Raw genomic sequence first — 14,399 nt, 5'->3', positions numbered from 1 at the left:
CGCGATATGGAGTGGATGGGGATCATCTATCAAGGTCTTGGCCTAACTGTCGGAGCCATCCAGGCGAACATGGATCCCGCCGAACGCCAAAAGGCTTACGCTTCTGATATCACCTACGGAACCAACAACGAGTTTGGTTTCGATTATCTTCGCGACAACATGAAGTTCCGTTTGGACGAGATGGTTCAGAGAGGCTTCAACTATGCTATTGTCGACGAAGTAGACAGTATTCTCATTGATGAGGCACGGACGCCGCTAATTATTTCGGGACCTGCCGAGGATTCTTCAGAGCTTTACATTAGTACCGACAAGCTTATGAGCAATCTTAAACCCGTAGATTACGACAAAGATGAAAAACGCCGTTCAGTGGCTCTGACAGAGGCTGGTTCGGAAAAATTCGAAAAGCTTATTGAAGAAGCGGGGCTTATCCGTGAGGGGGGTACTTTATATGATGCCAATAACATCTCTCTTGTCCACCATTTGAATCAGGCGGTGAAGGCTCATACCTTGTTTGAAAAGGATAAGGATTATATTGTTAAAGACGGTGGTGTTATTATCATTGACGAGTTTACGGGCCGTATGATGGAAGGGCGCCGTTATTCTGATGGTCTTCACCAAGCTCTTGAAGCCAAAGAGGGTGTCGCCGTTCAACTGGAGAACCAAACTTTAGCATCCGTGACTTTCCAAAATTATTTCCGACTTTATAAAAAGCTTTCAGGCATGACAGGAACTGCTTTGACAGAAGCAGCAGAATTTGGCGAGATCTATGGGCTTGAGGTGGTTGATATTCCAACAAATATGCCTCTGGTTCGAAAAGATCAGGATGACGAAATATATCGTACTTCACGTGAGAAGGATGCTGCTATCCTTGAAGAGATAGGGAAAGCGCAAAAGCGTAACCAGCCTATTCTTGTTGGAACGATTAGTATTGAGAAATCAGAACATCTGGCCAATCTTTTACAGAAAAAGAAGATACCCCACAAAGTATTGAATGCGCGCTATCATGAGCAAGAGGCTAAGATCATTGCAAATGCGGGTGCGCCTGGTTCGGTAACTATAGCAACCAATATGGCGGGTCGTGGTACGGATATTCAGCTGGGTGGTAACTTGGAAATGCGTTTGGCTGATCGCTTAGAAGGAATCGAAGACGCAAAGCAGATCAAAAAGATTACAGCTGAAGTTGAAAAAGAGATTGTGGAAGCTGCGAAGGTAGTCAAGGCGGCTGGTGGACTCTATGTGATTGCGACGGAACGTCATGAAAGTCGTCGTATTGATAATCAGTTAAGGGGACGATCTGCCCGACAAGGCGACCCAGGCCTCTCTAAATTCTATTTATCTCTAGAAGATGATTTGATGCGGATTTTTGGTTCTGAACGTTTGGATTCAGTATTGAAAAAACTAGGATTAGAAGAAGGCGAAGCCATTACTCATCCATGGATCAACAAGGCTCTAGAAAAGGCTCAACAAAAAGTTGAAGCTCGAAACTTTGATATTCGAAAGCATTTGTTAAAATATGACAATGTGATGAATGACCAGCGAAAGGCCATTTATGAACAACGGCGAGAGATTATGGAAGCCGAAGATGTCCAGGACACAATTCTCGATATGCGAGAAGAGTACATAAGGGATCTGGTTCGTGAATATATTCCAGAGCACGCTTATTCTGAACAGTGGGATGCCAAGGGACTCCAAGATGAAGCTCATCGCATACTAGCTATGGAACTTCCCATTGTGGATTGGTCCAAGGAAGAAGGCATTGCTGATGTGGAAATTACAGAGCGCTTAACTGATGCTGTAAATACCCAAATGGCAGATAAGGAAGAGCGTTTTGGAGCACATATCATTCGGATGGCTGAAAAGACGCTTTTGTTACGGATAGTGGATCAGATTTGGAAAGAACACTTGCTGACCCTTGACCAATTGCGAGAAGGAATCAACTTGCGTGCCTATGGGCAACGTGACCCGTTGAACGAGTACAAGCATGAGGCATTCATGTTGTTCCACAGCATGCTAGATCGTTTGCGCCAAACCATCACAGGCGCCATGAGCCATTTGGATCTTGGGGAAGCTCGGGAAGAGGATGTTGAAATTGCAGAAACGCCCAAGCAGCGTATGAACGCAAGCCATGATGCCCCACAGAGTGCCTTTGACCAGGGAAAAGAAGCTGATGATGAAGCTCCCGTCGCTCCTGTTCGCAACCGTAAGTCAGCAGAGCAGATAGATCCTTCAGATCAATCTACTTGGGGACGTGTCCGACGAAATGATGTGTGCCCCTGTGGTTCCAGAAAAAAATACAAGCATTGCCACGGGTCGGTTTAACTGGGCAGTAAATCTTTTCCACCAAGCCACAGCCGACTCAAGCCGGCTCCAAAAATCTACCGAAATACGGAATACTCTTAACGGAGACTGGCTGAGTGGGTGCTTAGCTCAGTATCTATTGAAAAGAAACAGACGGAGCAATCACTTTAAATGATGTGATGCCAAAGCTGGCGGCATCACCATTCAAGATACCTTGTATGGTGCTCTGCATTTCACTTTGCAGGTCTTTGGGAATAGTGAGTTTAAAATCGCTTAGGCGTTGTGCAAAACCACTGTGATAATTCATGGCTAGGACAGCCGTTTGACTAAGAACTTCCATACTTGGCCGGCTGTCTTTTTCCTTTGGGAGATCGAAGGAAAGAAGGCCTTCTTCTTTTCCAGGTTCTTTTCTGACAATGAGTGATCCCATGGATGCATACTCATCCCCATTTTTTTGAACCATCCAGTATCCGTGCGTGAAACCCCTTTGAGCCCCAGTTCCCGACGCAGATTGTTGCTTTTCGTTAACAAAATATTTGAAGTGAAGAGCAAGTGCTTGCGATAGGTGCTCCGTCGGGGCTTTCTTTAAAGTTTCTTCAGCAATCTTGGTATGGGGGTCATTTGTCCAGACAAAACTATTTCCATCTTCGCTTTTATATTTGATTCTTGGCGGTGATTCGACTTCCAAGGATGGATCTTCATGATAGCCCGCAAGCAGATCATCTTTCCAGTCCGCCATGGATTGAGATTCTATGAAACAAAATAAAAATAGAAGGGGGAGACTTTGTCGTATGCATTTCATGATATTTCTCCAAATTAAATATGAACGATCCTGTAAATGAAAAAACAAAACTATACAAAAATACTGCATTATTCAAGTGGGTGCTTTTAACCGGATTCATCTCCAATAGGATTTTTCCCCAATAAGAGGGACATTTTTAAACGGCAGACACACATAATCATAAACTGAATAGGTTTTCGGTGCAGATGCTTCTTTGTTAGCTGAGCTAACTTCAGGGAAAAAAATTGACGTGTTCCTATATATTTGTTAAAAGGCCATAGTATAGAGACCGTTATTGGAGAATTAGGATGACCACAGACCTTATACGATTTGCAGACGCTGCTTTTATTGCGCAGGTTTCGTTCGTTCTCCATCACCATCATCATCATATCCATTAATTTTCTAATGTGATCTATGACCCTGGGTTTCTTCTGAAAACCCATTTTTGCGAAATTTTTATTTTTTGGGACTAACGATGATGAACTATACCATTTTTATAATACTCTTTGTGCTCTTGAGCGCTGTCTACTTGTACTTAGGCTATTTATCTTCAAAGAAGGTAAAGACCCAATCGGATTTCTTCTTAGCAGGGAGAGGTCTAACCCTTTGGCCATTAAGTTTAACTCTCATCGCCACCCAGTTGGGAGGCGGGGCCATACTGGGTGTTTCCGATGCGGCTTATCAATACGGCATCTATGGCGTGTTTTATACGCTGGGAATCTGTCTGGGTTTTGCCGCCTTGGCCATGGGGGCCGCCAGCAAACTCCGCAGCTTTAATGTTGGCACCACGGCTCAGTTATTTGAAAAGCTCTATGGATCTCCTTTTCTTAGAAAAGTGGCTTCTATCCTCTCTATCCTGTCTATGTTTGGAATTTTTCTAGGCCAAGTGGTGGCTTCCCGAAAATTCATGTTGGGCATTGGTGTTGAGTCGGAATTCATCTTCTTTGTTTTTTGGGGGGTGGTGATTGCCTATACGGTACTTGGAGGACTCAAGGCTGTGGTGTCCACGGATGTTTTTCAGGTAATCTTCATTCTGATCGTATTCACGGCGATTTTCCTTTTTGTCATGGCACAGGATGCTTTTGTACCCACAAACTTCTTCCAGATGTTTAGCTTACGTGCTGGGAGCGACTTGAGTGAATTGAACTACACGGGGCTGTTATTATTGCCGTTTTTGTTCTCATTTCTTGAGCAAGACTTGGCCCAGCGATTCTTCGCGGCAAAAGATCAAAGAACGGCCCGGGTTTCAGCAGGAATTTCCAGTATTATCCTATTGGTGTTTGCGCTGATTCCCGTTTACTTTGGCGTAACAGCTCGAGATTTTGGCGCTATCGACTCTTCCCGCAGTGTATTGATGGTATTTATGGAGCACACTGTTGGCACCATTGCCGTTGCTTTTGTAGCCTGTGGCCTCTTGGCAGCCATTATATCCACGGCAGATTCTCTGCTATGTGCCATTAGCTCCAATATGACCCTGGATTTTGAAGGGCGCTTCTTTAAGAAAGACAGATTGCTTTTGTCAAAGATTGTGACGTGCATAGTGGGCGTGGGCACTCTTTTTCTGGGGCGCTATTTTGACAATATCCTCAGCATTCTGATTCAAAGCTATGAGTTTCCCATCTGTGCTTTGTTTGTCTCCGTTATTGCTTGCTTCTTTGTCAAACGGGGGCTTTGCAAAGAGGCTGCAGGTGTTTCCATATTTGCTGGCCTTGGGGCATGCTTTTATTTTCACCTATACCCTACCGTCTTTCCCCGGGAGATTCTGAGTTTGCTCATTTCTTTGATGGGATATGGTGTTGGAATGTTGTGGAATAGGCGGAAAGGGTAGCAGAGATCAGACCTCTGCTACTGATCGCCCATAGTAAGGTACTTCTCGCGACGGCGGGATCTTAGCTGATCAGGCGGAACGGACTGGAGTTTTTCCAGGGCATCTTCCAAGGCATCTCCTACGGCGCGGACGCTGCTTTTGACATTTCTGTGGGCGGCGCCCAGCGGCTCGGCAATAATTTGCTCAATGATGCCTAGTTTCAAGAGATCTTGTGCTGTTATCTTTTGCGCTTCGGCAGCGAGCTCTCTTTTGTCACGATTTCTCCATAAAATGCCTGCACAGCCTTCTGGCGAAATAACGGAATATACTGAGTGTTCGAGCATCATGACATAATTGGAGGCAGCAATGGCAATGGCACCCCCAGATCCGCCTTCACCAATGATGACCGAAATAAGAGGAACGCGAATGTCCAAACATGTCTGGATGCTTTTGGCAATGGCTTCGGATTGGCCCCGTTCTTCCGCATCGATGCCTGGGTACGCGCCAGCTGTATCGATGAGGGTAATTACGGGGATCTTGTATTGTTCGGCGAGGCGCATAAGGCGTTGCGCTTTGCGATATCCCTCCGGACGAGGCATGCCAAAGTTATGCTTGAGCCGAGACTCAGTGTCGTCTCCCTTTTCATGACCAATGAACATGACGCTTTTTCCACGAAAGCGACCCAGACCACCGACAATAGCGGCATCCTCTGCAAAAAGTCGATCTCCTGCAAAGGGAACGAAATCCTCAACGAGGGTTTCCATATAATCCTTAAAATGCGGCCGATCGGAATGCCGGGCTACTTGCACTTTTTGCCAGGGAGTAAGGGAACTATATGTTTGCTGAAGTAGCTTGTCAGATTTTTTTTGCAGCCGAGTGATCTCTTCGGCGATATTTACGCTCTCAGAGCTGGAAAGATGGCGGAGTTCCTCGATCTTTCCTTCAAGTTCGGCAATAGGCTTTTCAAAATCTAATGTCGCTTTCATGAGACCCTCTTACCATACTCATCAACTATGAAAAAGGCCTTACTTCGGAATAATGGAAGTGAATGCTTCTTAGGGCAAAAAAGGGGAGCCATGTGGCCCCCAATTTATAAGAATTAATAGCTGTTATTCAGATTTTTCAAAGAGGAGAAAAGCGCCATTTATACCAGCGAACCTAAAACCTGCGTCTAGAAGCTGGTCATAGCTCCCTAGATCTTGAGTAGAGTGCGAAATATTAAGCGTACTCAATAGCGGCTTCTGATCCGTTTTTCCTTTTAGCGTTTTTTCATGATCCTTAAAAAGATCTAGATCGCCTCCATGGGGCGTTATCTCTAAGATGCCTTTCGCTTTTAAGACTCGGTGGACTTGACCTACCGTATCAAAGTTTTCAAACAGCGCATGGTAACCTGAATGCTCACCGATCTTCGTAAAAAGGTCTTCCTCCAATGCATTCCAAAATTCTTGATCGTGCATATTCGCGACAACCGTTGGCTTGTCCGTTGATAGGAATGACAGTGTTGCTGCCCCGTTTGGATCATGATACTCGGGACACATACCACAATCGTTCTCAGGCTTATTCAAATCGTACAGTTTCAGTGGTTCTGCGATAATGTAGGATAAATGATGCCCACAGCCCAAAATTAATGTATCAACAGGATGCTCACCCAAAAAGTGGCCAATAACTTCTCCTGGGTTAAGGCTAAATGCCTCTAGTTCTGAAGGTTTTATGCTGGTTTTTAGAAATCCAGAGGACGTCAATGCCTCAAAAGCATCTATGCGCTGAGAAAGATCTAAATCCACACCCAATTGATTTCGATAGTATTCATTCTCAGGAGAGTGGGGTGTAATGCCCATTAATACGTCGATAATTTCACGAAGAGGGCCAAAATTCCATTGGCCTTCGTCCCTGACCAATTGTTCGTAGCGTTCGTATGCTACCTTGGCTTTGGTATAAAGACTTTTTACTTTTTCTCCAAATGATTTTCCAAAAGCCAGTCTTTGATCCTCTTCAAGACGATTTGCCATAAATCTATCAACAGTTGCCAGGCGATTTTGTACGGTTGCTTCAATAGTAACATTGTAATCATCTGGTTTTCTATCCCAGGCACACTCCTTGTCAAAAACTTTACCTGGATAAAGACTTCTAACATCCGTCGCTGCTTGTCTTATCAGAAGAGCTTTCACTTCTTCAAATTTTTGAATTCGAAAAGCCTGCACTTTTCTTTCTTTAAGAATAGCTTCTAGGGGGGATTTCTTCTGTGATAGACGGGAGATAGCGTCATCAACATAATTCGGGTCAATGCTATAGACGCCAGGCAGCCCTTGTAGAGTAGAGCCTGTTGCTTTAGAACTTTCTCCCTGGTCTCCCGTGGTAGTTGAGGTTTTCTTTATTATGGAACTAGACGTTGTTGTGGCACTAGATGTTGTTATTTTTGGGGCAGTCACTCCCAACTGATCTTTTAGGATTTTAGAAACATATTGCATCCCATTTGCAGCAAACTGCTTGTGTGTTGCCTTCCATTTGGCATTTTCATCTCCCTCAAAATCTTTATAAAATCTCGAAACACGGTGGTTTCCCCCGGCGTCGGCTTCGAAGATAGGTAGCATTCCAAAGGCAAAAGATATGAGCAGTGGTGTATAAAATAGGGCAGTACGTACAATTTTCATTTTAAAAAAATCCATGAGTTAATGCATGCATTTTTATTGCATTAAAGTAATTTTGTCAATAATTTTTTATTTATACTTATTTTTTTCATTCTTTATTTGCCAAGGGGTGCTTTTTAAAGACGAGCTCTTGCATTTTATGAGTCATTACATGGGTATATATTTGAGTGGTGCTGACGTCAGAATGTCCCAAGAGGTTTTGAACTGAAATAAGATCGGCGCCGTTGTCTAATAAATGTGTGGCGAAAGCGTGCCGAAGAACGTGGGGAGAGATGCGCTTAGGATCAAGATTGGCTTCTATGGCAACTTGTTTTAAAAGTTGGCCAAAGCGTTGTCGGGTAAGATGCCCTTGTTTGCCGCGGGATGGAAAGAGGTATTTGGCACTTTTTTCACCGGATTTAGCGCTTTTGTTGATATAGGCTCCTCTAACTTCCAGATAGGCTTTGATGGCATCCATGGAATGATTGGTTAAAGGCAAAATCCTTTCCTTGTTACCTTTGCCCGTGACGGTCAGATACTGGCCATCCCGGCTTATGGCAGAGAGGGGGAGGGAGACTAGTTCGGAAACGCGCAGGCCGGACGCGTATAGAATCTCCATAAGGGCCACGAGCCGACGCTGATCTTCCTCTTTATCACGTGAAATGGCCTCTAACAGTGCTATTACCTCTTTTTCATCTAAAACTTTTGGCAAGCGACGGCCTTGCTTAGGGGCATCCAGATATGTTGTTGGGTCATCGGCTCGTTTATTCTCTACCAGCAGGAACTTAAAGTACTGGCGGAAAGAGGAGAGATGTCTGGCACTGCTTTTTGCCGTCATGCCTTCCTGGGACTGGAAGGTGAAGTAGTCTTTCAACTGCTGTGGGGTTGCTTGTCTCAGGGATGTTTCATGATTCTGGGAGATATACATCTCCAGCTTCTCAAGATCGCGGCGATAGGCTTCGATTGTGTTGGCAGATACGCCCCGTTCCGCTGCCATCATCTCTAGAAAGTTTTCCAGAGTATGGTCGCCACTATGGTCATTAGTGTGGTTATTAGTATGGCCACTAGTATGGTCATTAGTGTGCTTACCTTTTGATTCAGGGGGGGAGTGTCTCTTATTTTCCATAATTCAGAGTATAGACAGCTGGATCACAGATGTCACTGATCCCTTCAAACCCTCCCGATTTTCAACACGTAAACATAAATAGGACAACTCTTAGGACTTTAGAGCATTTTATTGCCTTCTGAACATGCATATACGTTGTTTTAAAAACTTTGATGCGACTTCACGAGGACAGTCCTAAAATAGGGTATTGGCTCTCTCTTTAAAATAGGGTAATAGTTTTCCGGAAAACCTTTCGTGCCGGTTTAGCTCAGTTGGTAGAGCGGCTGATTTGTAATCAGTAGGTCGGGAGTTCGAGTCTCTCAACCGGCACCAGGGTGGGGAAGGGTTTTTTCAGAGTGCTCTAGAAATCAAAAAACGAGCCAGGTAGCGCATAGGTAGCATTTGAAAAATTTGTTTCTTTGCTCCATCAAGGGCACCGTCAAGTTAATGAGCTTAGTTTACAGGTTTACCCATTCATCCATAATTTAGGCATGGAGAGACATTAAAGCGGCTTCGTTCCAGATGGACACTAAAAGCGTTTCGCTGTTTATGTGCACTTTGTGAATACCTCCCCACATCAACGGAAAAAATATTACGTAATTTTCCCATGAGAGATATGCTTCTATGTGCTCCTTGAGGAGATTTGAACTTGATCAAAGACTTCTCCTTGCGACGTGTTGGTTGATGGGCATTTTCAACACGATTGTTCAAGCCTTTATGAGATCGATGTTCTGTCTTAGGACACATAGAACGTATAGGCTTTATGTAACTTCTTAACTTATCTGTTATAATGAGGCCTGGTTCAGGATAGCTATCTAGCAAACGGCTTAAGAAACGAATAGCAGATTTCTCATTGTGACGTTTCTGAAGAAAGACATCGAGCTCATATCCTTGTGAATCAACAGCACGCCATAAGATGAAGGGTTTCCCATTGATTTTAAGAGTCATCTCATCAAGATGCCATGTATCACTTGGCATTCTCTCTCGCTTCTTATTACTCCGGAAGTAAAACAGTTGTCGAATGTTTGTGACGAAACTAGCATCTCTCAAGGAAATTCTAATTTAGAAAGCTAACTGTTTGCTAGCCGGAGTAATAATAACATCGTGGAAGTGTCTTTAAAACTTGAGACACCAAGAACGAATTGTTTCATGACTCACAATGATCCCACGAAAAGCCATCTGCTCTTGAATGTCACGGTAGCTGTGATTGAATCTGTGGTAAAGCCATGCGGCATGACTGATAATGGAAACTGGAAAACGGTGACATCGAGGCACTAATAATAAGGACATGGTGTTTACCTTCATATTAAAATTCCAACATAACACAAATCCATATTAACTTGACGGTGCCTTTTCCTGCTAATTTTTATCCAGACGCATCCGACGAAATTAAGAAGTTGATTATGCATTACTCTAGAGGAGGTTTGGGGTATTTTTCTGCATATCTTAAACCGACAAATACTTTTATTGGTGCTGGGAATTTATCTTATGTGAACCCTGAAGATGAAGTTTCTGACATTGAAGTTGGATTTATTATTTCTAGGAGCTTTTGGGGCCAAGGCTTTGCTAGTGAAGTTGGTCAGGCCTTAATTAAATATGGATTTAAAGACTTATCGCTTGAAAAAATTATTGGGGAGACTCATTCCAAAAATATTGCCTCACAAAAAACTCTAAAAAAATCGGGTCTTTCTTTTGTATCTGGTGATGTGCGGTTCGGGGGTGTGACGGTTAACCGCTACGTTATTACTAAAGATGAGTGGCTGCAGAATTCCAAGAGTTACTGAAATTAACGATTTTTGTGTACTTGAGTCTGAGAATTGTAGGGTTTCTGAGGAGTACAGAAAGACTTCACTGCGAGTAACTTGAATTTCTATAATCTGTAAATAATGTAGTCTATTTTGAATTCACCTATATACAGCCAAATTACACTACTCGTTATTTTTTCAAAAGATGTGGGGTAGTGTAGCTTGCGCGGTGAATCGGAGATTGCTTTCATAACTTTTGAGTGAGAGGGCCTAGTCTTATTATTTTGAAATTCTTTCTTTGCATGAAGTGAATTTTATTTCTGAACTATTTCTTCTTACTTTTCGACCCACTACCAAAAATAACGAGTGAGGTCGTCTTGTCTATAGGGACAAAATAGTCAACCACTTGATCATAGTGAAAATACTTGTTACATTTTCAAGAACTTAATTTCAAATGCAGCTAAAGAAATGGGGTCCCCATGCGTTTTTTAAAACTTATGATGTTCTTTCTCTTATTTAGTTTTTCTTCCCTTCATGTTTCCAGCAGTAATTTAGATCAAGTCGTGCATATTGTGAATGCCTTTTCCAATCGTGATCAAGGTGGAAATCCTGCAGCAATTGTTCTAAATGCTGATAGACTCTCAAAAGAGAAAATGCAAACCATCGCAAAGCAAGTTGGAGATCTAAAATTAGCAAGACTGACCGTCTTTGTTTCCAAACCTGAAAATCCAAAAAATGATTATAGACTCCAATTTTTTACACCCGTTAAACAAATTCCTCATTGTGGTCATGCCACGATCGCAGCCTTTAATTACTTAATTCAAAGTGGTGCAGAAAAAAGGTCTACATTCACAAAAGAAACAATTGATGGCACACGAAAGATATTTATTAAAGGCGATAGGACCTTTATGGAACAACATGCTCCCACATATAAAAATATATTTGGCAGTGTCTCTTTAGATGAATTAAGTCAAGCTTTACAAATTCCCTCTCAAGAATTTATTACAAACCCTCAGCCTGAGATCGTAAGTACAGGCAATCAATTTTTAATTATTGGTGTCAAAAGTCCAGCGATACTTCAAAAAATTAAGCCAAATTTGCCTATTATAAAAGAGATTAGTGATAGACTAGGCCTTATTGCTTTTTACGTATTTGCGTTAGGTAGAAATGACGTTGATGCTGAAGCAAGAATGTTTGCTCCACTATACGGTATTGACGAGGAGTCTGCATCAGGGACAGCTGCCGCTTCATTAGGTTGTTATTTATATGATAAATATAACTTAAAAAAGAGTTTCTTTGAAATCGAACAAGGTCGCTTTATGGTGAATCCTTCTATAAGCAGAATTTACGTAAATTTGAAGGTTGAAGATGAAAAAATAAAAAGTCATCAAGTGGGAGGGACTGCACGTTATATTAAACATAGAAAATTATGAAATAGAATTTTACTTGTGGAAAGATTTGTATGCAAACTTTACGGCTGTAAGTAGTGACTTATCTTTTTTTATCATAGGAGTCTTTTCTACTCAGTCTTCAAACAAGATTTGACCAACTTCAAGTCTCCTCAAGGAACGCAGAGAACTTTATTTCTTATGGGAAAATTACGTAATATCTTTTCCGTTGATGAGGGATATATTCACAAAATACGCCTAAACAGCGAAACGCTTTTAGTGTCCATCTGGAACGAAGTGTCTCTAATGTATCTCAGTGCCTAAATTATGGATGAACGGGAAAACGATAAACCCATTAACTTGACGGACCCCAAAGGTATGCTCACTTAGCGGATGAACCTTTATGGCAAGCTACTTCTTTGTTTGAAGAAAAAATTGAGAAAATTGTTGGAGAAGGAGAAGCTACTCAACTCTAACATTCAATCACGGATTTTTTTGGAATAAAGAGTTGCTTGTATTGTATTCCAACACTAGAGTAGTCTCGACTTCATTGGAACTCGCTTTCTTTGTTTTTTTTTGTTTTATTATGGATTTTCATTAAAGAGGGGAAGCGGGTTCTACTGGGAGTTTTCGGCTTTTTTTTGGAATAAAAACCCAAAAAAATTGCCAAGTTATTTGAATTTTGCAAGTGCGTCAACTGATAAACTAAAAGTGTTCATTCTGTATCAAATTTTTTAGATTTACACATGAATCCAACTTTCAATTCGTGTCTAGTAGGCCTAGCGTGTAAGGATTTTTATCTGACAGACACGAGTTGCAAGTTCATACTAGATTCCGGTCAATATAGGAAGTGAGTTAATCAACAGTGGCCTAGATGTTTTATTTGGCAAGATGAGGGCGCATATCAGGTTCACATATTTGACTAGAACTAAGGTAAGGAGAAAAGAGGATGGTGGATTTAAGCAACATATGTCATATACAATCAGGAGAAGTTCTTCGAGAAGAATTTTTGAAATCAATGAGAGTTTTACAAACGAAAGCAGCAAATGATACGGGGGTATCGGCTCGACGTATCAATGAGATTGTATCACAGAAGCGTTCAATAACAGCAGATACACCTTTGAGACTAGCCTTATATTTTGGAACAACAGAGTACTTTTGGATAGGGCTTCAAGACGATTATGACTTAGAGGAAGCTCGGAAGGTTGCGGATGAAAGAATTAGGGCAAGTGTAAAACCATTGGTTGTAGGATGACCTAATTTTTTTTAATACATTTGAAATAGTGGTTCAATAATTCTGAACAGATTTTAGGCATGGCATCTCACTTAATTACTTCCCGAAACTAAACCATGTTATTCCTCACCTCAACATCTGCGACAGATCTATAATGGGAGTGGACGAAACAGGCAATAAAGAGCTAATAGCCTTGCATACTGGTTTTAGAGGAAGTGCTAATAGATTTGGAGGAACGAGGGCGATCTGTTGGTCCTGATTTGGGAGTATAGGAGATGGAGCACTTGGTTTTTGGAAAGCCTTACATCAGTTTTGTGGGGAAACAAATGACCAGAGGTGTTGGGTGCGTAAAGCAAAAATATTCTGAACAAAATGCCGAAATCAGTACAGCCATCAGCAATGCAAGCTTTGCATGCAGGATGATATATGGACAGCAGAAGATAAGAAAACGGCAGAAAAAACCTTCAACAAAATTATAAGGGTTTATGAAGAGACGTTCCGAGGCTACTGAATGTTTGGAAAATGATCGTGAGAGTCTCTTAACTGAAAGAGAGGTAAGCCACTAGTTTGACTAGTGAGACTATAAAGGCTTGGCCTTAAATATTTAGTGATGATGTTGAAAGAGATATATTCAAGTTGGCTTGATGGTCAACAAGGAGAATATCAAATGACAACATCACCGTACGAAAGTTTAAGCCATTCAAAGTGGGACTGCAAATATCATATAATTTTTGTGCCTAAAAACAGGAGAAAAGTATTGTATGGCAAGGTACGAAAGTACCTTGGGCCCGTGTTTCATGAGCTCGCAACGCGAGGGCGTTATGACCCTAAGAGTTCTGTCCGCGCCGCTCTGATTTTTTTGACACGTTCAATAGCAGATTCCAGAGTCTCAAAACTCATACTAGTCAGCTGTGCTTCCAGCCGCTCTCTCAAACGATGAGGTTCTCCCCCAAGGCTATCAAGGTCTGTATATGCAACTGGTGTTGAAGAAGCTCTGGGACAAACAGTGCTACAAAACACAATAAGGAACAAACTAAATGCAAAAGTAATAAATGTTTTAGACATATACCCAAAACGAATCAAAGTGCCGATTTCAGTAATTGAAAATTGTCATTAATTCGATCCACCATATGATGGGCAATTTTTGGCCAAGTGATTTCAAAAAAGTCCAAGATTGATCTTCGAAATTCTTTTGCAGAAGTAAAGAATCGGTTGTTTCTGCATTGTTCGTTCATAATTTTCCATAATCGTTCGATTGGATTCAAATTGGGGCTATAAGGCGGTAAATAATGCAAAACAATGCCCTTTTCCCTTGCGGCTTTTTTTGTTTCAGCACTTGTGTTGTAGGATCCTCGATCTAAAATCAGATGAATTCGTTGAGCCGTTGGATATTTGGATCGCAGTAAAGAAAAAT

12 protein-coding genes, 1 tRNA gene and 2 pseudogenes are annotated in these 14,399 nt (G+C 41.9%); 7 read left to right on the top strand and 8 right to left on the bottom strand.

Annotated features, from left to right (window positions below):
• The coding region (secA, locus tag HOL16_04370; GenBank protein MBT5389927.1) for a preprotein translocase subunit SecA at positions 1–2,319 on the top strand (2,319 nt) is incomplete at its 5' end.
• A gap of 115 nt (positions 2,320–2,434) precedes the next feature.
• Here secA and HOL16_04365 read toward each other — a convergent pair.
• Both HOL16_04365 and HOL16_04360 read right to left on the bottom strand, forming a co-directional pair.
• A complete protein-coding gene (locus tag HOL16_04365) occupies positions 2,435–3,100 on the bottom strand; it encodes a hypothetical protein (protein ID MBT5389926.1) in 666 nt (221 codons plus the stop codon).
• 86 nt (positions 3,101–3,186) lie between these two features.
• Positions 3,187–3,522: a hypothetical protein gene (locus HOL16_04360; protein MBT5389925.1), complete on the bottom strand. Its 336-nt coding sequence runs from the start codon at positions 3,520–3,522 to the stop codon at positions 3,187–3,189.
• Between the two features lie 35 nt (positions 3,523–3,557).
• Between HOL16_04360 and HOL16_04355 the strand changes: the two genes are divergently transcribed.
• Positions 3,558–4,907 carry a sodium:solute symporter family protein gene (locus tag HOL16_04355; GenBank protein ID MBT5389924.1) on the top strand — a complete coding sequence of 450 codons (1,350 nt, stop codon included), beginning with the start codon at positions 3,558–3,560 and terminating at the stop codon, positions 4,905–4,907.
• A 17-nt stretch (positions 4,908–4,924) separates the two neighbouring features.
• Here the strand turns inward: HOL16_04355 and HOL16_04350 are convergent, their stop codons facing one another.
• From HOL16_04350 to xerD, 3 genes are all read right to left on the bottom strand, one after another.
• Positions 4,925–5,872 (bottom strand): acetyl-CoA carboxylase carboxyltransferase subunit alpha, encoded by a 948-nt coding sequence (locus tag HOL16_04350; protein ID MBT5389923.1) that lies wholly within the window; start codon positions 5,870–5,872, stop codon positions 4,925–4,927.
• 123 nt (positions 5,873–5,995) lie between these two features.
• Positions 5,996–7,537, bottom strand: a complete 1,542-nt coding sequence (locus HOL16_04345) for a hypothetical protein (protein MBT5389922.1) — start codon at positions 7,535–7,537, stop codon at positions 5,996–5,998.
• 85 nt (positions 7,538–7,622) lie between these two features.
• Entirely contained in the window at positions 7,623–8,639 is a 1,017-nt protein-coding gene (gene xerD, locus HOL16_04340) for a site-specific tyrosine recombinase XerD (GenBank protein MBT5389921.1), read from the bottom strand.
• A 236-nt stretch (positions 8,640–8,875) separates the two neighbouring features.
• Here xerD and HOL16_04335 point away from each other — a divergent pair.
• Positions 8,876–8,951, top strand: a tRNA-Thr gene (locus HOL16_04335).
• Positions 8,952–9,092: 141 nt separating this feature from the next.
• On the opposite strand, the pseudogene HOL16_04330 reads toward HOL16_04335, so the two are convergent.
• Together HOL16_04330 and HOL16_04325 are read right to left on the bottom strand one after the other, a co-directional pair.
• Positions 9,093–9,611: pseudogene (locus HOL16_04330) on the bottom strand (IS6 family transposase).
• Positions 9,612–9,737: 126 nt separating this feature from the next.
• Positions 9,738–9,908, bottom strand: a pseudogene (locus HOL16_04325) (IS6 family transposase).
• Positions 9,909–9,958: 50 nt separating this feature from the next.
• On the opposite strand from HOL16_04325, the gene HOL16_04320 reads away from it, so the two are divergent.
• From HOL16_04320 to HOL16_04305, 4 genes are all read left to right on the top strand, one after another.
• A complete protein-coding gene (locus HOL16_04320) occupies positions 9,959–10,402 on the top strand; it encodes a GNAT family N-acetyltransferase (protein MBT5389920.1) in 444 nt (147 codons plus the stop codon).
• A 461-nt stretch (positions 10,403–10,863) separates the two neighbouring features.
• Positions 10,864–11,796: a PhzF family phenazine biosynthesis protein gene (locus tag HOL16_04315; GenBank protein MBT5389919.1), complete on the top strand. Its 933-nt coding sequence runs from the start codon at positions 10,864–10,866 to the stop codon at positions 11,794–11,796.
• Between the two features lie 904 nt (positions 11,797–12,700).
• Positions 12,701–13,006 carry a HigA family addiction module antidote protein gene (locus tag HOL16_04310; protein MBT5389918.1) on the top strand — a complete coding sequence of 102 codons (306 nt, stop codon included), beginning with the start codon at positions 12,701–12,703 and terminating at the stop codon, positions 13,004–13,006.
• Positions 13,007–13,652: 646 nt separating this feature from the next.
• Positions 13,653–13,925: a hypothetical protein gene (locus tag HOL16_04305; GenBank protein ID MBT5389917.1), complete on the top strand. Its 273-nt coding sequence runs from the start codon at positions 13,653–13,655 to the stop codon at positions 13,923–13,925.
• Between the two features lie 139 nt (positions 13,926–14,064).
• Here the strand turns inward: HOL16_04305 and HOL16_04300 are convergent.
• The coding region (locus tag HOL16_04300; GenBank protein ID MBT5389916.1) for an IS630 family transposase at positions 14,065–14,399 on the bottom strand (335 nt) is incomplete at its 5' end.

It is taken from the genome of Alphaproteobacteria bacterium (assembly GCA_018662925.1).
Classification (GTDB): Bacteria; Pseudomonadota; Alphaproteobacteria; order 16-39-46; family JABJFC01; genus JABJFC01.
This window is presented reverse-complemented; position numbering and strand designations above follow the sequence as displayed.